We start from the raw sequence: 20,864 nt of genomic DNA, 5'->3' as shown, positions 1-20,864 counted from the left end.
CGTGCCGCGCCTGCGCTGCAGGCGCGGCATTTCGGCGCACGCGGCACACCACGCGGCGTGTCCCCGGCTGAAACCGTTATGAAGCCGATAACGTTTTCACGGCTGCCAGCGACGCGGGGCTTGCGTACACTCTGGCTCCCCCATCTTTCATAGGACTTGCCGACCGTGTCGATCAACCAGGAACAGCGGGACAAGATTGCTTCCGGCCAGGGCTTCATCGCCGCACTGGACCAGAGCGGCGGCAGCACGCCCAAGGCGCTCAAGCTCTACGGCGTCGACGAGTCGGCCTATTCCAACGATGCGGAGATGTTCGCGCTGGTCCACCAGATGCGCGAGCGCATCGTCACCAGCCCGGCGTTCACCGGCGAGCGCGTGGTCGGGGCGATCCTGTTCGAGCGCACGCTGGACGACCGCTTCGCAGGCGAAGAGGCCGCGCACTACCTGTGGAACGTCAAGCAGGTCGTGCCGTTCCTGAAGATCGACAAGGGCCTGGAGGACGAGGCCAACGGCGTGCAGCTGCTCAAGCCCATCCCGGGCCTGGCCGAGCTGCTGGCCAAGGCCAAGGCCAAGGGCGTGTTCGGCACCAAGGAGCGCTCGGTCATCAAGGCCGACAACGCCGCCGGCATCGCGGCGGTGCTGGACCAGCAGTTCGAGCTGGGCCAGCAGGTGCTGGACGCCGGCCTGGTCCCGATCATCGAGCCGGAGGTGGACATCAAGGCCGCCGACAAGGCGCAGATCGAGACCACGCTGAAGCAGGGCCTGCTCGAGCGCCTGGACAAGGTCGATGCGGCCACGCCGGTCGTGCTCAAGCTGACCCTGCCCAGCGTCGATGGCTTCTTCAAGGAACTGGTCGACCACCCCAGCGTGCTCAAGGTGGTGGCGCTGTCCGGCGGCTACAGCCGCGATGAGGCCAACGCCAAGCTGGCCCGGAACCCCGGCATCATCGCCAGCTTCAGCCGCGCGCTGACCGAGGGCCTGAGCGCGCAGCAGAGCGACGAGGAGTTCAACAAGACGCTCGATGCCACCATCGAGTCGATCTACCGCGCCTCGATCGCCTGATCGACGCGGACGGTGTGGTTCACGCAGGCCCCGCTTCGGCGGGGCCTGTTGCGTTTCAAGGGCCGCGGCAGGCGGGCTTCAACGATCGGCGGCGCGGTCGGCCCAGTCGGCCAGGTGACTGCGCAGGGCCTGCGCGGTCGGCGACAGCGGGCGCGCGCCGTCCCAGCACAGGCACAGGCGTCGCTGCGCCCAGGGCTCGTGCAGCGCAACGCCGCGAACACACGGCCCAAGCCGCGCCAGCGCGGCGGCCGGCACCACGGCCACGCCTGCACCGGCAGCAACCATCGCGCCGATGGCCTCGAGTGTACGCAGCCGCACGCGATATGCCAGACGCAGGCCCAGCGCCGCCGCCTGGGCGTCCAGATGCCGCTGCAGGGCACTGCGTTCGGGCAGGCCGATCCAGGGTTCGGCCGCCAGATCGGCCAGGCTCGGCGCCTGCGCACTGGCGGCGGCATGCGCGGGCGGCAGCAGTGCCACCAGGGTGTCGCGCGCGAAGTGCTGGCGTTGCAGGCCTGGCGAGGCCGCGGCCTCCGACAGGATGCCCAGCTCCACCACGCCGGCCTCCAGCGCCTTGGCGATCTCCTCGCTGCTGCGCTCCAGTAGCTCCACGTCGATGTGGGGATGGGCCGCCAGCCAGGAGGCCAGCGCGGCGGGAAGCGCCTCGCTCATGGTCGCGGTATTGACCATCAGGCGCACGCGTCCGCGCGTCCCGCGCGCGTGATCGGCCAGTGCGTGCCGCAGCAGCGCCGACTGCTGCAGGATCGAGCGCGCGTGATGGGCCACCGCCTCGCCCGCCGCGGTGGGCCGGATGCCCTTGGGCAGGCGGTCGAGCAGGACGACCCCGGCGTATTCCTCCATCGCGCGCAGGCGCTCGCTGGCGGCGGCCAGCGACAGGTGCGCGCGCTCGGCGCCGGCGGTGATGCTGCCGGCGTCCAGCACGGCCAGGAACAGGCGCAGGTCGGACAGATCGAATCGCAAGGCCAAGGGCTCCTTCGGCTGGCCCGAAGGTCGGCATCGGACAGACCGCATTGTGCCCGCGCGCGCCACGCCGTTTCATGGCGGCATGCAGATCTCGACGGAAGTGTGGTGGCTGATCGTGCTCGGCACGTTCTTCGTGGCCGGCTGCGTGAAAGGCGTGACCGGCATGGGCCTGCCGACCGTGGCCATGGGCGTGCTGGGCGCGCTGATGTCGCCGGCCTGGGCGGCCGCCTTGCTGCTGCTGCCTTCGCTGGTGACCAATGTGCTGCAGCTGGTCAGTGGCGGGCAGCTGGGTGCGCTGCTGCGACGGCTGTGGCCGATGCAGCTGGCGGTGGTCGCCGGCACGCTGCTGGCCTCAGCCTGGCTGGCCGACGGGGCGGCGCAAGGCACGGCACGCCTGCTTGGCATCGCGCTGGTGCTCTACGCCCTGGTGACCCTGCTGTCCCGCCCGTTCCGCGTGTCGCCCGCGCTGGAACGCGTGCTTGCGCCGCTGGTCGGGGGCATCACCGGCGTGGTGACGGGGGTGACCGGCGTGTTCGTGATCCCGGCGGTGCCCTTCCTGCAGGCGCTGGGCCTGCAGCGCGATGCGCTGGTGCAGGCGCTGGGCCTGTCCTTCACCGTCTCCACGCTCGCGCTGGCCGCCGGCCTGGCCCTGCATGGCGCGCTCTCGGTCGGCCATCTGCTGCCGTCGTCGATCGCCGTGCTGCCTGCCCTGGCGGGCATGTGGCTGGGCCAGCGCCTGCGCCAGCGCATCCGTCCGGCCGCGTTCCGGACCGGCTTCCTGATCTGTCTGCTGCTGCTCGGGGTGGAGCTTGCGTGGCGCGGTTGAAACGCGGGCGCGTGCGGGGTCGGAGCGCTACTGGCCGATGCTGCCGCGCAGGTCGACCTGTTCGACGCCGGGGACCCCGCGCAGGTCTTCCAGGGCCTGCAGCAGCGCCGCCTGCGGCACGGTGCATTCGCAGCGCACGTCGAGCAGATCGGTCTGCGGCGTGCGCGGCTTGAGCACCATGCGCTGTACCGGCAGGCCGCTGCGCTCCAGCTGCTGCTGGATCTGCCCCAGCGGCGCGTGCTGCCGCGACAGCACCAGCTTCAGGCCCGGCATCGAGGCGCGGCGGCGGCGCAGATAGCGGCGCTCCAGCGGCTTGAGCACGGCCAGGATGATCCACAGCAGCGCGGTGGCCAGCACCGCGGCCGCGTACAGGCCGCTGCCGGCGGCCAGCCCGATCGAGGCCACCGCCCACAGCCCGGCTGCGGTGGTAAGGCCGCGGATCACCTGCTCGCGCTGCAGGAACAGGATGGTGCCGGCGCCGAGGAAGCCCACGCCGCTGATCACCTGGGCGGCGATGCGCGAGGGATCGAGCACCACATGCGGATTGCCCAGCACGTCGTTGAAGCCGAACGCCGAGACGATGATGGCCAGGGCCGCGCCGACGCAGACCAGCATGTGCGTGCGCAGGCCGGCGGCCCACTCCAGCCGGCCGCGGTCGGCGCCGATGATGCCGCCCAGCAGCGCGGCCAGCAGCAGGCGCAGGGCGATCTCCCAGGTGTCGAGCATGTGTGCGGTCTCCTTGCAGGCAGCCGGTGCGCTGCACGCACGGGCAACGCGGCTGAGCCTAGTCCCATCGCGATCAAGGCGCGCTCAAGGCGGCGCCGGCTTGAGGCCGCTGGCGCGCGTGGCTAGGCTGCGGCTTCCCCACGCCGCTGGCCGCTTCGATGACCAACATGCCTTCCGATACCGCGCTGATCGTGGTCGATCTGCAGCCGGACTTCATGCCGGGCGGCGCGCTGGCCTGCTTCGAGGGCGATGCGATCGTGCCGGGCATCGCGCAGCTGCTGGCCGCGCGCGTCTACGGCACGGTCGTGGCCTCGCAGGACTGGCATCCGGGTGCGCATGCCTCCTTCGCCGCGCAGCATCCGGGGCGTGCGCCGTTCGAGGTGATCGAGCTGCACGGCCAGCCGCAGACGCTGTGGCCGCCGCACTGCGTGCAGGGCACGCCGGGCGCGGCGCTGGATCCGCGCGTGGACTGGACGCCGGCCGACCTGATCCTGCGCAAGGGCACCCATGCCCAGGTCGATTCCTACAGCGCGTTCCGCGAGAACCACGGCCCGGATGGGCTTCGTCCCAGCACCGGCCTGGCCGGCTGGCTGCGCGAGCGCGGCATCGCGCAGGTGCACGTCTGCGGGCTGGCGCGCGATGTCTGCGTGCTGTGGACCGCCCAGGACGCGCGCGCCGAGGGCTTCGAGGTGGCGTTCCTGTGGGAGCTGACGCGCCCGGTCACGCCGGAGGGGGACGCGCCGACGCGCGCGGCGTTGCAGGAGGCAGGGATCCCGATTCGCTGAACGCGTGATCCGAGTCGCCAAGCCGGGGAGCGGGATTCCCGGGTTTGACAACTCCGGGGCCAAAACGTGTATTTTGCGTTAAACGTGCTGCGTCACAGCACGCCTCGCATACCACCCACGCCCCCGGAGTCGCCCCATGTCCGCCAGCAGGTCGCTGCGTCACGCCACGCTCGCCATCGCCATCAATGCCGCCGTCGCCACCGTCGCGTTGGCGCAGCAGGCGCCGGTGGCGCTGGATGCGGTCACCGTCACCGCCGACCGCCGCGCCGAGAACGCCAAGGACGTGCCGGTCTCGGCCACCGTGCTGCGCCCGGAATACCTGGACGCCCTCTCCACCAGCGCCTCGGACGTGCGCGTGCTGGCCGGCAAGTCGCCCAGCCTCAACGTGGAGTCCTCCAACGGCCGCGTGTTCCCGCGCTTCTACATCCGCGGCTACGGCAACACCGACTTCACCACCTACGCCTCGCAGCCGGTGTCGCTGGTGTACGACGACGTGGTCTACGAGAACGCCTTCATCAAGGGCTTCCCGATGTTCGACCTGGCCAGCGTCGAGGTGCTGCGCGGCCCGCAGGGCACGCAGTTCGGCCGCAACACGCCCGGCGGCGTGGTCAAGTTCAACTCGGTGCGGCCGGTGCTGGGCGAGACCTCCGGCTATGCCAGCGTGTCCTACGGCACCCATGCGACCAGCTCGGTCGAAGGCGCGCTCAACCTGCCGATGGGCAGCGACTGGGCCGCGCGCATCTCGCTGCTGCAGCAGCACCGCGACGACTGGGTGACCAGCCAGATCAGCGGGCAAAAGCTGGAAGGCTACGACGACTCGGCCCTGCGCCTGCAGGCGCTGTTCCAGCCCTCCGAGGACTTCAACGCGCTGTTCAACGCGCACGCGCGCAAGCTCAACGGCACCGCGCGCCTGTTCCGCGCCAACATCATCCAGTCGGGCAACAACAACCTGGTCGATGGCTTCGACCCGGACAAGGCCTACATCGACGGCCACAACGCGCAGGAGCTGACCACCTACGGCGGCAGCGCCAACCTGACCTTCAGCTCGGGCGATGTGACCTTCCACTCGATCACCGGCTACGAGGGCATCTCCAAGTACTACAGCCGCGGCGACATCGACGGCGGCTACGGCCCGGGCGCGTTCGTGAACCCGGCCGCGCCGTCGGGCCCGGGCTTCATCCCGTTCTCGGTGGAGACCGCCGGCGGGATCAAGTCGCTGGACCAGTTCACCCAGGAGCTGCGCGCCGAGTCGGATTACACCGGCCCGCTCAACTGGCAGGCCGGCCTGTACTACTTCTACGACAACGTGCAGGGCGAGGCCTACGACTACGACACCCTGGCCGGTGGCGCACTGACCGGCTACGACCTGACCAAGCAGAAGACCAGCTCGTGGGCGGCGTTCGCCTCGCTCAACTACCAGGCCACCGACGTGCTCAACCTGCGCGCCGGCATCCGCTACACGCACGACCACAAGACCTTCGACATCCTGCAGTGGGACCGCACCTCGCCGCCGCCGATCGGCGGTGACACCAGCGGCTCGAAGGTCACCGGCGACGTCGCCGCGACCTGGGCGCTGAGCGATGCGGTCAACCTGTACGCGCGCGCCGCGCGCGGCTATCGCGGCGCCAGCTTCGGCCCGCCGTCCACCGGCGTGCCGGTGACCGTGGCCCGCCCGGAGACGGTGGATTCTTATGAGCTCGGCATCAAGGCCGACCTGTGGGAGCGCCGCGGCCGGCTGGCCTTCGACATCTACAGCATGGACATCAAGGACCAGCAGCTGACCGCGGTGGGCGGCACGTCCAATGCCGTGCAGCTGATCAACGCCAAGAAGAGCCAGGCCTACGGCGCCGAGCTGGACTTCGACCTGCTGCTGACCGAGAACCTGCGCTTCGGCCTCAACGGCAGCTACAACCACACCGAGATCAAGGACAAGGACCTGGCCACCTCGACCTGCTCGGCGTGGGTGTGCACGGTGACCGATCCGGTCGATGCCAACGGCTTCGCCCGCATCGACGGCAACCCGCTGCCGCAGGCGGCCAAGTGGATCGGCAACGTCAACCTGCGCTACGGCGTGCCGATGGGCGCCGATGGCGAGCTGTTCTTCTACACCGACTGGTCGTATCGCAGCGAAGTGAACTTCTTCCTGTACCAGTCGCGCGAGTTCATCGGCCAGCCGCTGACCGAAGGCGGCCTGAAGATCGGCTATACCTGGGCCGACGGCAAGTACGAGGCCTCGGTGTTCTGCCGCAACTGCACCAACCAGATCCGGGCCACCGGCGCGATCGACTTCGACAACCTGACCGGCTTCGTCAACGATCCGCGCATCATCGGCGCGCAGTTCCGCGCGGGCTTCTGACGCGCGAGGCACCTTCCTGTAGAGCGGAGCTTGCTCCGCTGCTTCTGGTCAGGTTATTGAGAAATGTCCCAGCGGAGCAAGCTCCGCTCTACCTCCGCCGCTTCTGGTGCGGTCCATGGGGAAGGCCCCAGCGGAGCAAGCTCCGCTCTACGGGTTGGGGGGCGCTTCGCATGACCTTGGGCACGGGCGCGGCTGTCAGGGGCTGACGCTAGACTCGGCGCATCCCTTCGCAGTCAGGTGTGCGCCCATGAGCAGCTGGTACTTCCTCACCGGCACCGAGCAGACCCGCTCGGGCCCGTTCGACGACGCGGCCGCGCAGGCCTTCGCGCGCGCAAACCCGTTCGCGCTGGCCTGGCGCGAGGGCCTGTCCGGCTGGCAGCCGGTCGGGACCCTGGCCGAGCTGGGCGGCGGCGCCTCGCCGCCGAACATGCCGCCGCCGCCGACCGGGGCGGGGCGCGCGGACGACATCGATTTCCGCATCGTCGGCCACGACATGCAGTTCGTCGAGGTGGAGCTGGACCCGGGCGAGAGCGCGGTGGCCGAGGCCGGCGCGCTGATGTTCAAGGACGCCTCGGTGCAGATGGACACGGTGTTCGGCGATGGCCGCAGCAGCGGTGCCGGCGGCGGCTTCATGGACAAGCTGCTGGCCGCGGGCAAGCGCGTGGTCACCGGCGAGAGCCTGTTCACCACCGTCTACACGCACACCGGCAGCGGCAAGGCCAAGGTGGCCTTCGCTGCGCCGTACCCGGGCACCGTGGTGCCGCTGAAGCTGTCCGAACACGGCGGCCGCCTGATCTGCCAGAAGGACAGCTTCCTGGCCGGCGCGCGCGGGGTGTCGCTGGGCATCGCCTTCCAGCGCAAGATCCTCACCGGCCTGTTCGGCGGCGAGGGCTTCATCATGCAGAAACTCGAAGGCGACGGCTGGGTGTTCGTGCACGCGGGCGGCACGGTGGTCGAGCGCGAGCTGGCCGCCGGCGAGCGCATCGACGTGGACACCGGCTGCGTGGTCGCCTACCACGGCGGTGTGGACATGGACATCCGCCGCGTGGCGGGCATCAAGAGCATGTTCTTCGGCGGCGAAGGCGTGTTCCTGGCCACGCTGACCGGCCCGGGCAAGGTCTGGCTGCAGTCGCTGCCGTTCTCGCGCATGGCCGGCCGCATGCTGCAGGCCGCCCCCCAGGGTGGCGGCCAGGCCCGTGGCGAAGGCTCGGTGCTGGGCGGGCTGGGCCGCATCCTGGATGGGGACAACAACTTCTGAGCGACCGGTTCGTGCCCGGCTTCGTCCATGACCGGTCGGACCAAGTTGCCCACCGTTTGGCATCGGCTGACTAAGCTGCGTGCTTTCCCCAACGCCCTGCGTGCCATGCCTGCTTCGCGCCTGACCTGCCTGCTGCTGACCGCCTGCGTCACCCTGCTTTCGGCCTGCGGCGGCGAGGCGGTCAAGACGCCGCCGCCGACCACGACCGTGGTGCCGCCGCCGGCGGTCACCGCCAGGCCGGTGGTGATCGGCATCGCGCTGGGCGGCGGGGCGGCCAAGGGCTTCGCGCACATCGGCGTGATCAAGATGCTGGAGGCCAACGGCATCCGCCCCGACGTGGTCGCCGGCACCAGCGCCGGCAGCGTGGTCGGCGCGCTCTACGCCAGCGGCATGGACGTGTTCCAGATGCAGAGCAAGGCCGTGGCCCTGGACGAATCGACCATCCGCGATGTGCGCCTGTTCTCCGGCGGGCTGGTCCAGGGCCGCGCGCTGCAGGACTACGTCAACGCGCAGGTGGGCAATACGCCGATCCAGCGGCTGAAGAAGCCCTTCGTCGCGGTGGCCACGCGGCTGGAGGACGGCGAGCGCACCATGTTCAACCGCGGCGACACCGGCCAGGCGGTGCGCGCCTCGAGCAGCGTGCCGGGCGTGTTCGAGCCGGTGGAGATCGGCAAGTGGCACTACGTCGACGGCGGCGTGGTCAGCCCGGTGCCGGTGGATGCGGCCAAGCAGCTGGGCGCGGATTTCGTCATCGCCGTGGACATCTCCAGCAAGGCCAGCGGCAAGAATCCGGGCGATCTGCTGGGCACGCTCAACCAGTCGATCACCATCATGGGCCAGCGCGCCGGCCAGCAGGAGCTCGCGCGCGCCGACGTGGTAGTGCGGCCCAAGGTCAACGAGATCGGCGCGGCCGATTTCAGCCAGCGCAACGCGGCGATCCTGGAAGGCGAGAAGGCCGCGCTGGCGGTGATGCCGCAGATCAAGGCGCGCCTGGCGCAGCTGCAGCACGAGCGCGCGGCGGCAGCGGCGGCGGCCGCGGCGCCGAAGCCGCAGCCGTGTGTGGAGCCGACGCGGCTGCAGCGGCTGACGTTCCGCGGGACGCCTTGTCCGGCCAAGTGAGCGGTTGGGTCGTGTCGTTGTTGAGGCCGGATAGGGCTTTCATCTGGTCGAACTCGGCACCGCGAGCAGTTGCCTGAGCGGAACTGCGCACCAGCGAAAGGCAAAAGCAAAAGCAAAAGCGACCCCTCCCCAGCCCTCCCCTTCGCTGCGCGAAAGGGAGGGGGCAGAAGCGGGAGCTTCGCTGCGCGTTAGTCGTTTGAGATCCGTTGATCTCGATGTCGCACACCTCGCGAGGCCGCTTCGCACTCGAAGCGCCAGCAACACCTCTACCGTCGTTCCCGCGAACGCGGGAACCCAGGGACTTTCGCTCGAGAAAGCAAAGCAACGGAAGCCCCGAGTCCGCAGGAACGACGAGCGTCGCCTAGCGACCTTGCTCAACCTCCATCGCCAGGCCTCAGAACCGCCACCGCAAACTCGCCGAAACAAAGCGCGGTTCGCCGTAGTTGTTGTAGTCCAGGTTGGCCCAGTAAGTCTTGTCCAGCGCGTTGCGCACCGACAGCGTCGCGGTCCACTGCGCGTTGATGCGCAGGTTGGCGTTGAGGTGGACCAGCGTGTAGGCGCCCTGGGTGACCGTGACCGGCGTGGTGGTGCCATCGCCGTTGGGACGCTCGATGTTGAAGCCCTGCACCTTGCTCTGCCAGCTCACGCCGCCGCCCAGGCTCAGGCGCTCCCAGCGGCCCGGCAGGCGCCACAGGGTGGACAGCTGCAGATAGTCCTCGGGCAGGTTGGCGTAGATGGCATCGGTCGGCGCGCGGGTGACCTTGACGTGGGTGTAGCCGGCGTTGAGCGTCCAGCCCGGCAGCAGCTCGCCGTTGAAGTCCACTTCCCAGCCGCGGCTCTTGGTGCCGTTGACGCCCACATAGGCCGAGCTGCCGTCCGGCAGCGAGTTCGGCGGCTGGGTGGTGTCCAGCACCGCGTAGTTGTCCTGCTTGGCCTCGAACACCGCGGCGGTGGCCATGGCGCGGCCGTCGAACAGCTGCGCCTTAAGGCCGGCCTCCAGGTTGGAGCCCTGCACCGGCGCCAGCAGGTTGTCGTTCCTGTCCTTGTAGTTCTGCGGATTGAAGATCTCGGTGTAGCTGGCGTAGAGCGAGACATCCGGCACCAGGTCGTAGACCAGGCCCACGTAGGGCGTGACTTCGTCGCTGACCTTGTAGCGGCCGCTGGTGCCGGTGTAAGTGCCGGCGGCGTTGTAGGCGCGGGTGCGCGTTTCCCACGAACTCAGGCGCGCGCCGGCGATCAGCGACAGCGGCTCGGCCAGGCGCAGGCGCGCCGAGGCATAGACGCCGCGCTGGGTGGTGCGGGCCTGGCGCCAGGCGCCGGTGCGGCGATAGGTCAGTGCCCCGGCGCTGCCGTCCCAGTCGTACAGGTTGGGCACGTTGAAGCCCATCGCATTGCCATACGGCGTGGCGATCATCTGCCAGTCGCTCGGATAGACCAAGGCGACGCCGGGCGTGGTGGACTGCAGGTCCTGCCAGCTGCCGCCGACCACCACGTCGTGGGTCCGGCCGAACAGCGCGAACTTGCCCGACAGGTATACGTCCAGCGCATCGCGGGTGTCGTTCGTCTCGCCGGCGCTGGCCTGCAGATAGGTGCCGGCGCCGGTGACCGGGTCCGGGTAGCCGCTGCCGTAGACGCGCAGGCTCTGCACCTCGCCCTTGGTATGCGCCGAGTTCACCCTCAGCAGCCAGTCCTCGCCGAAGCGCTGCTCCAGATTGGCGAAGGCGGTGCGGGTCTGGCGCTGCCAGCGCGTCCAGGCCGGCGAGAAGTTGGTCGAGCGCGAGAGGTGGGCGTCGGCGCCATCGGCGCTGAAGAACGGCACCGTGCCCCAGGTCGAGCCGGTCGGGTTGTTGTCCTGGATCTGGTAGCCCACCGTGACCGTCGTGCTGTCGGTCAGGTCGCCTTCCAGCACGGCCATGCCGGCCTTCTTGTTCTCTTCGTAGCGGTCGTAGTAGTAGTCGCGGTCGGTCCAGGCGCCGACCCAGCGGCTGCGGAAGCGCCCGTCTTTGGTCAGCGGCAGGTTGACGTCGGCCTGCGCGCGGCGGAAGTCCCAGCTGCCCACGCTGGCGGTGACCGCCGCATCGAAGTCGCGGCCCGGACGCTTGCGCAGCAGGTTGACCGTGGCCGAGGGAATGCCGGCGCCGCTGAGCAGGCCGTTGGCGCCGCGGATGACTTCGATGCGGTCGTAGAAGGCGGTGTCGTATTCCTGGTTGGTCGAGCCGCTGTAGGTCGGCAGGCTGTCGACCTGGAAATCGGTGATCTGGAAGCCGCGCGCGAAGTACAGCGGACGCTGGGTGTCCCAGAAGGACACGTTGACGCCGGTGATGCTGCGCATCACATCGTTGATGCTGAACATCGATTCGTCCTCCAGCCGCTGCAGGCCGATCACGCTCACCGACTGCGGCGTGTCCTGGAGGCTGATCGGCAGCCGCGTGGTGGTGGATGGCTCGGCGCGCGCGCCGGTGACCTGCACGTTGTCCAGCGTCTTGGGCGTGCGGCGGCGCGCCTGCTCCTCGGCGTCGGTCTCGCCATCGGCGGCGTGGGCGAGCGGGGCGCACAGGCCCAGCCCCAGCAGCAGGGCCGCGGCGAGCGGGGAGCGGGTCGGCGCGGCGGACGCGCGGAAAACGGCAGCGGACATGGGATTCCTCGAGGGCGCAGGCAGGCACGCCGCGCGCCGCGAAGGCGTGCGCACGGCGGGGAAGACGTTGGGAGGCTTGCCCAGATAGCGGGCTGGCGATGGTCGTCCGATGACCACGCAGGCGGGCGTTGGCGCGGAGGCCTGCGGCGCGCAAATGTAAGTGATTCTCAAATGGCGGACAAGCCACACACGGGCATGCGGTGGCCGCCAAAGGCCTCGCGCGCCGCCATGCGCGATGGCAAAGCCGTCAGAGAAGAACTGCGTGCGGTGCGCGGCTTAGTTCACCGCGGTGGCCAGATAGGCATCGACCGCACGGGTGTAGGCGGAAGGCTCGCCCAGCGTGCGGTTGATCTGCATATGCGACAGGTCCTCGGGCAGGACCTGGATGGTCACGCCGAAGGCCTGCGCGCGCTGCGCCAGCCCGCGCGCCTGCGCGCAGCTGTCCTCGCGCCGCGAGGAACACACCGCGAGCATCGGCAGCGAAGCCCGCGAGAGATGGTGCCAGGGCGAGACCGCGCTCCAGGTGCGAGGGTCGTCGCCGAAGGCGCGGTCGTAGAGCGGGAAGTGGCGCGCCTGCATGATCTGCACGACATTCATCGCCGCGCTGTCCAGCGCGATCACCGCGCGCGGGCGCTGCGCGCCGGCCTCGGTCAGCGCCGCGACATCGGCGCCGAGCAGGGCGACCAGATGCGCGCCGGCCGAATGCCCCATCAGCACCGTGCGCGCCGGATCGCCGCCCCAGTCCCGCGCGTGCCGCTGCAGGTGGGCGATGGCCGCGGCCACGTCGCGCGCCTGCACGGCCGGATCGGCGTCGGGCAGCATGCGGTAGTTGATCGACACCAGCACATAGCCGCGCGGCAGCCAGTACGCCGCCTTCGGCGTGGCCAGGCCGGGATTGTCCTTGTCGCCCTTGCTCCAGCCGCCGCCGTGGACCATCGCGATGATCGGCAGCCCGTGCGCGCCGGCGGGCGCATACACGTCGTAACGCTGCGCCGGATCGGGGCCGTAGGCGACCTCGCGCAGCACGCGCGCACCGGGCGGCAGCGATTGGCTTTCGCTGGTCTCGGCCTGGCGCTGGCCGAGCAGGTGGCGCAGGCGCTCGCCGCGCGACTGCGCGCAGGCCAGCAGCGGCAGGCAGAGCAGCAGGACACAGCAGGCGGAGCGGACACGCATGGCGAAGGTTCCGGTTGGACGTCAGGCGCCGCGCAGGCGCAGGACCGCGCGCAGGCCGCGCGGCGGGTTGGGCAGCAGCTGCAGCGCGCCGCCGTGCTGGCGCGCCACGCGGTCGACGATGGCCAGCCCCAGGCCGCTGCCGCCGCCGGCCGGGTCGTGCACGAACGGCTGCAGCGCACGCTGCGCCTGCGCCGCGTCCATGCCCGGGCCGTGGTCGCACACGGTCACCTGCCAGGCGCCATCGCCGGTGCCGACCAGGCGCAGCGCGAACGGCGCGGCGCCATGCCGCTGCGCGTTGGCCACCAGGTTCTCCAGCGCGCGGCGCAGGGCGATGGGTCGCCCGCGCAGCGGCGCGGTGTCCGGGCACTGCACGTCCCACGGTCCGCCGGCGGCATCGATGGCCTCGCGGCAGATCCGCGCCAGGTCCAGCGGCTCGGCCGCCTCGTCGCGGCCGTCGCGGGCGTAGGCGATGAACTGCGAGAGGATGGCGTCGATCTCGGCGATGTCGCGGTCGATGCCGGCGCGCAGGGTGGGATCGGTGTCGGGCAGCAGCGCGGTGGCGAACTGCACCCGGGTCAGCGGCGTGCGCAGATCGTGCGAGATGCCGGCCAGCATCAGCGCGCGCTCGTCGGCGGCGCTGCGCACGTCCTCGCTGGCCTGCTCCAGCGCGTCGGCCAGCTCGCGCACCTCGCGCGGGCCGCGCACGTCCAGGCGCGGCGCCTCGCCGCGGACCAGCCCGGGCGCGGCCTGGGCCAGCTGGCGCAGCGGGCCGACCAGGCGCTGGGCGCAGTACGCCGCCGCCAGCCAGGTCAGGCCGACGCAGCCCAGCAGCAGGGCCAGGGTGAAGCGCCGGCTGCCGCGCGCGGGCTTGGCGCCGAAGGAAATCCACAGCGTCGGGCTGGTGCGCAGCTGCATCCACAGCCGGTCGCCCTCAACGTCGCGCGACAGCACCACCGCGCGCTCCGGGCCCAGCGCGCGCGCCGTGCGCTGGCGCAGCACGCGCAGGAAGGGCGCGAACGCGCGCGCGTCGCTCGCCGGCGCGCTCTCGCGCACGTCCAGCCCGGCCTGCTGCAGATAGCGCAGCGTGGCGGCGTGGCCGCTGTTGCGGTCCACCTCCTCGGCCAGGCCGGCGAAGCCGCGCATGGCGCGCGCCAGCTGATCGGCGGCCGGGGCGATGGCGAGCTCGCGGCCCAGCACCGCGGCCAGCACGCCGGCGCCGGCCAGCACCAGCGCGATGACCAGCGCCAGCTGGGCGAACATCCCCGGCGCGCGCCTCACGCGACCTCCTCCGGCGGCACGAACACATAGCCCGCGCCCCACCACCGTCTGCACGATGGTCGGGTTGCGCGCGTCGTCCTCCAGCAGCTTGCGCAGGCGGGCGATGGTCACGTCCATGCTGCGCTCGAAGGCCTCGTGCTCGCGCCCGCGCGCCAGGCTCATCAGCCGGTCGCGTGAGAGTGTCTGGCGCGGGTGCCGCACCAGCACCGCCAGCACCGCGAACTCGCCGCTGGTCAGCTTCACCATGCGGCCCTGGCGGCTGAGCTGGCGGTTGCCCAGGTCCAGCCGCCACGGGCCGAAGGCGACGATCCCGCCCTCGGCCTGCGGCGCGCCCGGCACGGCCTGCGTGCGTCGCAGCACCGAGCGGATGCGGGCCAGCAGCTCGCGCGGATTGACCGGCTTGGGCAGATAGTCGTCGGCGCCGATCTCCAGCCCGATGATGCGGTCGATCTCGTCGCCCTTGGCGGTGAGCATCACCACCGGCGTGGGGTCGCCCTGGCCGCGCAGGCGCCGGCACAGCTCCAGGCCGCTCTCGCCGGGCAGCATCAGGTCCAGCACGATCAGGTCGAAATGGCCGCGGTCCAGCGCCTGGCGCATCTGCGTGCCGTCGCCCACCGCCTTGACGGCGAAGCCCTCGCCTTCGAGGTAGCGCTGCAGCAGTTCGCGCAGGCGCACGTCGTCGTCGACCAGCAGCAGCTTGGCGGTGATCTCGCTCATGCGGCGCACTATCGCGCCCGGCGGCCGGCGCCGACAACGCCGGTTGTAAGCAGATGTTTCAGCGCCGGCCGGCGGACACATCCGCTGGCAGAGGCGCAACACCTCGCAGGTCAAGCCGGCCCAGCATGGCGGCACGGCGATCGACGCCGTTCCATCCCATCGCGAGGAACCGATCATGCGTACGACCCACCTGATGCTGCTGTCCGCGCTGGCCGTTGGCGGCGCGCTGTCCCTCTCCACCGACGCCTGGGCCGGCCGCGTCCGCGTCCATGGCGCCGGCACCGCCGCCGATGGCGCGCAGGTGCGCGGCACCGCCGCCGCCGGACGCAACGCCAACGGCGCCTATGTGCGCGGCCACGGCAGCCGCACCGATGCGGCCGGCAATACCACCGGCCGCAGCGGCGCGGCGGTGCAGGGCGCCGACGGCGGCAGCGCGAACCGCAGCGGCAGCTGGTACCGCAACGCCGACGGCAGCGCCGGCCGCCAGGGCATGGCCAACGCGACCACCGCCGCCGGCGGCAGCCTGTCCACCAGCGGCGAGATCAGCCGCGATGCCGCAGGCAACGTCAACGGCGCGCGCAGCACCAGCGCCACCACGGCCGGCGGGGCGTCCTACACCGGGTCGACCACGGTGCAGAACGGCAGCGTCAGCCACACCGGCACCTGCACCGACAGCAGCGGCCAGGTCGTGGCCTGCCGCAAGTGAACCTTTCGCGCGCCGCCAGGCCGGCGGCGCGCCCTTTCGATCGAGACCTGCCCATGAAGACGCTCTTCCCCGCGCTGACGCTGGCGCTGCTCGCGCTGGCCCCGTCCTGCCTGCTGGCGCAGCAGGCCAACGACAGCGCCGCCTCGGCCGGGCGCCAGCAGATGGCGCGCAAGCTCAAGGCCGCCGATGCCAACGGCGACGGCCTGATCCAGCGCAGCGAAGCCCAGGCCAGCCTGCCGCGCCTGTTCGAACATTTCGACGCGCTGGACGCCAACCACGACGGCGCCCTGTCGCGCGACGAACTGCGCGCGGCGGGCCAGGCGCTGTCCGCCGCCCGACGCGGGACGGGCCAGTAGGCGGCCGCGGCCATGGTCCTGTCCCTGCTTGGCCCGCACCTGTCCTGGCTGCGCTGGGTCCCGCTGGTGCTGCCGCTGCTGGCGGCGCTCGAAGCCTGGCTGCGCCTGCGTCGCGGTCTGGCCTACGACTGGAAGAGCTACTGGGCCTCGCTGGGGGATGCGCTCGGCCGCGGCCTGGTCGGCCTGGTGCTCGGCAGCGGCGTGGCCGGCGTCGTGCTGCTGGCGGTGCACCAGGGGCGCCTGACGACCCTGGCGATGGATGCGCCCTGGCAATGGGTGCTGCTGTTCGTCGGCCAGGAGGCCTGCTACTACGCCATGCACCGCGCCGACCACCGGATCCGCTGGTTCTGGGTCAACCACTGCGTGCACCACTCGCCCGAGCAGTACACGCTGGCCTCGGCGTACCGGCTGGGCTGGACCGCCCAGCTCACCGGGCAGGCGCTGTTCTTCGCTCCGCTGGTGTGGCTGGGGTTCCCGGTGCCGGCGGTGCTGGGCGCGCTGGCGCTGAACCTGCTCTACCAGTTCTGGCTGCATACCGAACTGATCGGCGTGCTGCCGCGCTGGATCGAATATGTCTTCAACACCCCTGCGCACCACCGCGTGCACCACGCCAGCAACCCGGAGTATCTGGACTGCAACTATGGCGGGGTGCTGATCGTGTTCGATCGGATGTTCGGCAGCTTCCGCGCGCAGCTGCCGGGCGTGCCGCCGCGCTACGGCCTGGTCGAACCGCTGCGCAGCCACCATCCGGTGCGGATCGCCCTGCACGGCTGGCTGGGGCTGTGGGCCGACCTGCGCCGGGTGCGCTCGCCCGCGCAGGCACTGCGGACGCTGTTCGGGCCGCCAGGGTTCAAGCCGGGCGGCTGATCAGCCCAGCCCGGTGTCCATCACCATCATCAGGCAGAAGCCCAGGGTCAGGCCGATGGTGGCCAGGGTCTCGTGGCCGTTGCGGTGCGACTCGGGGATGACCTCGTGGCTGACCGCGAACAGCATCGCCCCGGCCGCGAACGCCAGGCCCCATGGCAGCAGGGTGGAGAACGCGCCCACCGCCACCGCCGCCACCACCGCGCCCAGCGGCTCCACCAGACCCGAGGCCGCGCCGATCAGCACCGCGCGCCCGCGGCGCACGCCGGCCGTGGCCAGCGAGAGCGCGATCACCAGGCCTTCGGGGATGTCCTGCAGCGCGATGGCCAGGCTGAAGGGCTCGGCGTTGGCCATGCCCGAGCCGGAGGCCACGCCTACCGCCATGCCTTCGGGGATGTTGTGCAGGGTGATGGCCAGCACGAACAGCGTCACCTGCGGCGGCAGCCACTGGTGCAGGCCGCCCACACGCGTGGTCTGGCCCTGCTGGTCCAGATGCGCATGCGGGATCACCCGGTCCATCGTCAGCATCATCGCCACGCCCAGGCAGATGCCGACGCTGACCAGCCCGCCCGCGCCCAGCCCGCCGTAGCCCTGGTCCTTGGCCGCCTGCAGGCTGGGCACGATCAGCGAGAAGGCCGTGGCGGCCAGCATCACGCCGGCGCCGAAGCCCATCAGGCCGTCGGCCAGCGTCTGCGGCAGGCGCCGCACCGCCAGCACCGGCAGCGCGCCGGCGGCGGTGGCCGCGGCGCAGATCAGGCCGTCGCGCAGCGCCTGGCGCAGGCCGGGGCGATGCGGCCATTGGGCCAGGACTTCCTGCAGCAGCCAGGCGCCCAGCAGCAGGGCGGCCAGCGCTAGCAGCCACGGCAGCAGGCGCCGCAGCGCGGACGGGGAAGACAGGGTGTGATCGTGCATGGCAGGGGCTTCGTGGGCGGAAGGGGCGCGCGTGCGCTCGGGGTGCCGTTGTCCGCAACGGGACCGAAGGTGCCTGCCCAACATCGGACACCGACGGGCAAGGGCGCGTCAACCGTGCTGCAGCGCACACCGGCCGGGAATGCTCCACGGGCCAGAAATCCGTGAAACCCGCATGGCATCAGGACCTTCCCTTTTGTCACTACATTTGGCGTTGACGGGCGTGGGTGACCCCACTATCTTGGGGTCGTCGGTTCCTCGCGGCCACAAGCCGCGGGGATGAAAAGGGAAGCCGGTGCGGCCTTGCGGCCCACTCCGGCACTGCCCCGCAGCGGTGATTGGGAACGACCCCGCCATCTGCACTGAGGCCCCCGGTGGCCTTGGGAAGCGGTGGGTTAGGAGAAGCAGGACTGTGTCCTGGCTTCACGCCCGTCAGTCCGAAGACCTGCCGACAGTCGCGCGCAAGCACCTCGCGCGGCGCCGGCCGCGGTGTCTTTCGAGGGAGAGACGGCTGGTGACGCAAGGCCCGACCACGAACGCCGTTCGTGCGGTCGCGGCTTCTGCGACGCCGCCGTTTCACCCTCGGTCGCCCGGCCCTAAGTTGCGCCCTCGTGGGAAGGCGCAATGCGTGCATCTACGCATGGAGAGTTCCGACCGTGACCCAGACCGATTCCGCCGTGGCCCAGCGCCCGGCCGACGCCGCCTTCTCGCTGACCCCGCCGCCCACCGCCACGGCCATGCGCGTGACCAAGCGCAACGGCGGCAGCGAGGCGGTGGACCTGAACAAGATCGTGCGCGCCGTGCAGCGCTGCGCCGAAGGCCTGCACGCGGTCGATCCGATGCGCGTGGCCACGCGCACCATCTCCGGCCTGTATGACGGCGCCACCACGCAGGAGCTGGACGAGCTGTCCATCCGCACCGCCGCGCTGCTGATCGGCGAGGAGCCCGAGTACGGCCGCCTGGCCGCGCGCCTGCTGGCCAACTTCATCGCCAAGGAGGTCTCCGGCCAGGAGATCCACGCCTTCTCCCAGTCGGTGGCCCGCGGCCATGAGGTCGGCCTGATCAACGAGCGCCTGCTGAACTTCGTGCAGGTCAACGCGCGCAAGCTCAACGATGCCGTCGACGCCGGCCTGGACCGCGAGTTCGAGTACTTCGGCCTGCGCACCCTGTACGACCGCTACCTGCTGCGCCACCCGCACAGCCGCAAGGTGATCGAGACCCCGCAGCAGTTCTTCCTGCGCATCGCCAGCGCGCTGAGCGAGGACGTGCCGGAGGCCCTGGCGCTGTACCAGCGCATGGCGCACCTGGACTACCTGCCGTCCAGCCCGACGCTGTTCAATTCCGGCACCACGCACGAGCAGCTCTCCAGCTGCTTCCTGCTGGACTCGCCGCAGGATTCGCTGGAGTCGATCTACGCCAAGTACGGCGACATCGCCCAGCTGTCCAAGTTCTCCGGCGGCATCGGCGTGAGCTACTCGCGCGTGCGCGCGCGCGGCTCGCTGATCAAGTCCACCAACGGCCATTCCAACGGCATTGTGCCGTGGCTGAAGACGCTGGATTCCTCGGTGGCGGCGGTCAACCAGGGCGGCAAGCGCAAGGGCGCGGCCTGCGTCTACCTGGAGACCTGGCACGCGGACATCGACGACTTCCTCGAGCTGCGCGACAACGCCGGCGACGACGCGCGCCGCACGCACAACCTCAATCTGGCCAACTGGGTGCCGGACCTGTTCATGGCGCGCGTGGAAGCGGACAAGCCGTGGTCGCTGTTCGATCCCAAGGCCGTGCCGGAGCTGACCGACCTGTACGGCGAGGCCTTCGAGCGCGCCTACGAGCAGGCCGAGGCGCAGGGCAAGGCCAGCAAGACCGTGCCGGCGCGCAAGCTGTACGCGCGGATGATGCGCACCCTGGCCGAGACCGGCAACGGCTGGATGACCTTCAAGGACAAGTGCAACAAGGCGTCCAACCAGACCCTGCGTCCGGGCAACGTGATCCATCTGTCCAACCTGTGCACCGAGATCCTGGAGGTCACCTCCAACGAGGAGACCGCGGTGTGCAACCTGGGCTCGATCAACCTGGGCCGCCACTTCGACGAGTACGGCGACTTCGACTACGACAAGCTGGCCGAGACCGTGCGCCTGGCCGTGCGCCAGCTGGACCGCGTGATCGATCTGAACTTCTACCCGATCGAGACCGCGCGCCGCGGCAACCTGCGCTGGCGCCCGGTCGGCCTGGGCTGCATGGGTCTGCAGGACGTGTTCTTCCGCAAGCGCCTGGCCTTCGACAGCGCCGAGGCGCGCGCGATCAGCAGGAAGATCGCCGAGACGATCTACTTCCACGCGCTGGAGACCTCGTGCGAGCTGGCGCAGGAGCGCGGCAAGCATCCGTCCTTCGCCGACACCCGCGCCGCCCAGGGCGAGCTGCAGTTCGACGCCTGGGGCGTGGTTCCCGAGGACACCGCGCGCTGGGACGCGCTGCGCGAGCGCATCCAGCAGCACGGCCTGCGCAACTCGCTGCTGATCGCCATCGCCCCGACCGCGACCATCGCCTCGATCGCCGGCTGCTACGAGTGCGTGGAGCCGCAGGTGTCCAACCTGTTCAAGCGCGAGACGCTGTCCGGCGACTTCCTGCAGGTCAACCGCTACCTGGTGGACGAGCTGAAGAAGCTCGGCCTGTGGACGCCGGAGATGCGCGATGCGATCAAGCTGGCCGAAGGCTCGATCCAGGGCGTGGCGGAGATCCCCGAGGCCCTGCGCCTGGTCTACCGCACCGCCTGGGAGCTGCCGATGCGCTCGCTGATCGACATGGCCGCCGACCGCGGCGCCTTCATCGACCAGTCCGCTTCGCTCAACCTGTTCATGGAGAGCCCGAACATCGGCGCGCTGTCCTCCATGTACATGTACGCCTGGAAGCAGGGCATCAAGACCACCTACTACCTGCGTTCGCGTCCGGCCACCCGCATCGCCAAGGCCACCATCAGCCACGGCGCGTCTGAAGCCCCCAAGCCGCAGTACACGCCCACCGAGGCGGTCAGCTGCTCGCTTGAGAATCCAGAAGCCTGCGAAGCCTGCCAGTAACGCTTCAAGCCCCTCTCCCGACGGGAGAGGGGTTGGGGTGAG

15 protein-coding genes, 1 pseudogene and 1 riboswitch are annotated in these 20,864 nt (G+C 70.7%); of the genes and pseudogenes, 10 read left to right on the top strand and 6 right to left on the bottom strand.

What is annotated here, in order from left to right:
- The first annotated feature begins 171 nt into the window (after window positions 1–171).
- Window positions 172–1,059, top strand: a complete 888-nt coding sequence (locus QE438_RS14270; RefSeq protein ID WP_165394669.1) for a fructose bisphosphate aldolase — start codon at window positions 172–174, stop codon at window positions 1,057–1,059.
- A 78-nt stretch (window positions 1,060–1,137) separates the two neighbouring features.
- Here QE438_RS14270 and QE438_RS14265 read toward each other — a convergent pair whose 3' ends face one another.
- Entirely contained in the window at window positions 1,138–2,037 is a 900-nt protein-coding gene (locus QE438_RS14265) for a LysR family transcriptional regulator (protein WP_306994761.1), read from the bottom strand.
- Window positions 2,038–2,122: 85 nt separating this feature from the next.
- Here QE438_RS14265 and QE438_RS14260 point away from each other — a divergent pair, with 85 nt between their 5' ends.
- Window positions 2,123–2,866: a sulfite exporter TauE/SafE family protein gene (locus QE438_RS14260; RefSeq protein ID WP_306994763.1), complete on the top strand. Its 744-nt coding sequence runs from the start codon at window positions 2,123–2,125 to the stop codon at window positions 2,864–2,866.
- Window positions 2,867–2,893: 27 nt separating this feature from the next.
- Here QE438_RS14260 and QE438_RS14255 read toward each other — a convergent pair whose 3' ends face one another.
- Window positions 2,894–3,592 (bottom strand): MgtC/SapB family protein, encoded by a 699-nt coding sequence (locus QE438_RS14255; protein ID WP_306994765.1) that lies wholly within the window; start codon window positions 3,590–3,592, stop codon window positions 2,894–2,896.
- Window positions 3,593–3,750: 158 nt separating this feature from the next.
- On the opposite strand from QE438_RS14255, the gene QE438_RS14250 reads away from it, so the two are divergent.
- From QE438_RS14250 to QE438_RS14235, 4 genes are all read left to right on the top strand, one after another.
- Window positions 3,751–4,377, top strand: a complete 627-nt coding sequence (locus tag QE438_RS14250; protein WP_306994767.1) for a nicotinamidase — start codon at window positions 3,751–3,753, stop codon at window positions 4,375–4,377.
- A gap of 136 nt (window positions 4,378–4,513) precedes the next feature.
- Window positions 4,514–6,733 (top strand): TonB-dependent receptor, encoded by a 2,220-nt coding sequence (locus QE438_RS14245; RefSeq protein ID WP_307184113.1) that lies wholly within the window; start codon window positions 4,514–4,516, stop codon window positions 6,731–6,733.
- A 247-nt stretch (window positions 6,734–6,980) separates the two neighbouring features.
- Window positions 6,981–7,991: a TIGR00266 family protein gene (locus QE438_RS14240; RefSeq protein WP_130520650.1), complete on the top strand. Its 1,011-nt coding sequence runs from the start codon at window positions 6,981–6,983 to the stop codon at window positions 7,989–7,991.
- Between the two features lie 105 nt (window positions 7,992–8,096).
- Window positions 8,097–9,110, top strand: a complete 1,014-nt coding sequence (locus QE438_RS14235) for a patatin-like phospholipase family protein (RefSeq protein WP_131659448.1) — start codon at window positions 8,097–8,099, stop codon at window positions 9,108–9,110.
- Between the two features lie 394 nt (window positions 9,111–9,504).
- Here the strand turns inward: QE438_RS14235 and QE438_RS14230 are convergent, their stop codons facing one another.
- The 3 genes from QE438_RS14230 to ompR all read right to left on the bottom strand — a co-directional run bounded on the left by QE438_RS14230 (window position 9,505) and on the right by ompR (window position 14,913).
- Complete coding sequence (locus QE438_RS14230; protein ID WP_306994769.1) at window positions 9,505–11,745, bottom strand: TonB-dependent siderophore receptor; 2,241 nt, start codon at window positions 11,743–11,745, stop codon at window positions 9,505–9,507.
- Window positions 11,746–12,021: 276 nt separating this feature from the next.
- A complete protein-coding gene (locus tag QE438_RS14225) occupies window positions 12,022–12,918 on the bottom strand; it encodes an alpha/beta hydrolase (RefSeq protein WP_306994771.1) in 897 nt (298 codons plus the stop codon).
- A 21-nt stretch (window positions 12,919–12,939) separates the two neighbouring features.
- Window positions 12,940–14,913, bottom strand: coding sequence for a two-component system response regulator OmpR (gene ompR / locus QE438_RS14220; RefSeq protein ID WP_309734872.1), 1,974 nt, complete (start codon window positions 14,911–14,913; stop codon window positions 12,940–12,942).
- Between the two features lie 175 nt (window positions 14,914–15,088).
- On the opposite strand from ompR, the gene QE438_RS14215 reads away from it, so the two are divergent.
- The 3 genes and pseudogenes from QE438_RS14215 to QE438_RS14205 all read left to right on the top strand — a co-directional run bounded on the left by QE438_RS14215 (window position 15,089) and on the right by QE438_RS14205 (window position 16,842).
- Window positions 15,089–15,619, top strand: a complete 531-nt coding sequence (locus QE438_RS14215) for a hypothetical protein (protein WP_306994776.1) — start codon at window positions 15,089–15,091, stop codon at window positions 15,617–15,619.
- Window positions 15,620–15,804: 185 nt separating this feature from the next.
- Window positions 15,805–15,975 (top strand): annotated as a pseudogene (locus QE438_RS14210) (hypothetical protein); the annotation flags it as partial.
- A gap of 12 nt (window positions 15,976–15,987) precedes the next feature.
- Window positions 15,988–16,842: a sterol desaturase family protein gene (locus QE438_RS14205; protein WP_306994778.1), complete on the top strand. Its 855-nt coding sequence runs from the start codon at window positions 15,988–15,990 to the stop codon at window positions 16,840–16,842.
- On the opposite strand, the gene QE438_RS14200 is transcribed toward QE438_RS14205, so the two are convergent.
- Complete coding sequence (locus tag QE438_RS14200) at window positions 16,843–17,751, bottom strand: ZIP family metal transporter (RefSeq protein WP_307184114.1); 909 nt, start codon at window positions 17,749–17,751, stop codon at window positions 16,843–16,845.
- A gap of 231 nt (window positions 17,752–17,982) precedes the next feature.
- Window positions 17,983–18,216, top strand: a riboswitch (cobalamin riboswitch).
- 188 nt (window positions 18,217–18,404) lie between these two features.
- On the opposite strand from QE438_RS14200, the gene QE438_RS14195 reads away from it, so the two are divergent.
- Window positions 18,405–20,822 (top strand): ribonucleoside-diphosphate reductase subunit alpha, encoded by a 2,418-nt coding sequence (locus QE438_RS14195; RefSeq protein WP_130535301.1) that lies wholly within the window; start codon window positions 18,405–18,407, stop codon window positions 20,820–20,822.
- Window positions 20,823–20,864: the final 42 nt, after the last annotated feature.

The organism is Pseudoxanthomonas sp. SORGH_AS_0997 (genome assembly GCF_031453535.1).
GTDB lineage: Bacteria > Pseudomonadota > Gammaproteobacteria > Xanthomonadales > Xanthomonadaceae > Pseudoxanthomonas_A > Pseudoxanthomonas_A winnipegensis.
This window is presented reverse-complemented; position numbering and strand designations above follow the sequence as displayed.

What these genes read in the sequence shown, in the direction of transcription:
- QE438_RS14205 (WP_306994778.1), top strand. Translation starts at nt 15,988, where the DNA reads ATGGTCCTGTCCCTGCTTGGCCCGCACCTGTCCTGGCTGCGCTGGGTC.
- QE438_RS14215 (WP_306994776.1), top strand. Translation starts at nt 15,089, where the DNA reads ATGCGTACGACCCACCTGATGCTGCTGTCCGCGCTGGCCGTTGGCGGC.
- ompR (WP_309734872.1), bottom strand. Translation starts at nt 14,913, where the DNA reads ATGAGCGAGATCACCGCCAAGCTGCTGCTGGTCGACGACGACGTGCGC.
- QE438_RS14230 (WP_306994769.1), bottom strand. Translation starts at nt 11,745, where the DNA reads ATGTCCGCTGCCGTTTTCCGCGCGTCCGCCGCGCCGACCCGCTCCCCG.
- QE438_RS14260 (WP_306994763.1), top strand. Translation starts at nt 2,123, where the DNA reads ATGCAGATCTCGACGGAAGTGTGGTGGCTGATCGTGCTCGGCACGTTC.
- QE438_RS14235 (WP_131659448.1), top strand. Translation starts at nt 8,097, where the DNA reads ATGCCTGCTTCGCGCCTGACCTGCCTGCTGCTGACCGCCTGCGTCACC.
- QE438_RS14255 (WP_306994765.1), bottom strand. Translation starts at nt 3,592, where the DNA reads ATGCTCGACACCTGGGAGATCGCCCTGCGCCTGCTGCTGGCCGCGCTG.
- QE438_RS14240 (WP_130520650.1), top strand. Translation starts at nt 6,981, where the DNA reads ATGAGCAGCTGGTACTTCCTCACCGGCACCGAGCAGACCCGCTCGGGC.
- QE438_RS14200 (WP_307184114.1), bottom strand. Translation starts at nt 17,751, where the DNA reads ATGCACGATCACACCCTGTCTTCCCCGTCCGCGCTGCGGCGCCTGCTG.
- QE438_RS14245 (WP_307184113.1), top strand. Translation starts at nt 4,514, where the DNA reads ATGTCCGCCAGCAGGTCGCTGCGTCACGCCACGCTCGCCATCGCCATC.
- QE438_RS14225 (WP_306994771.1), bottom strand. Translation starts at nt 12,918, where the DNA reads ATGCGTGTCCGCTCCGCCTGCTGTGTCCTGCTGCTCTGCCTGCCGCTG.
- QE438_RS14250 (WP_306994767.1), top strand. Translation starts at nt 3,751, where the DNA reads ATGACCAACATGCCTTCCGATACCGCGCTGATCGTGGTCGATCTGCAG.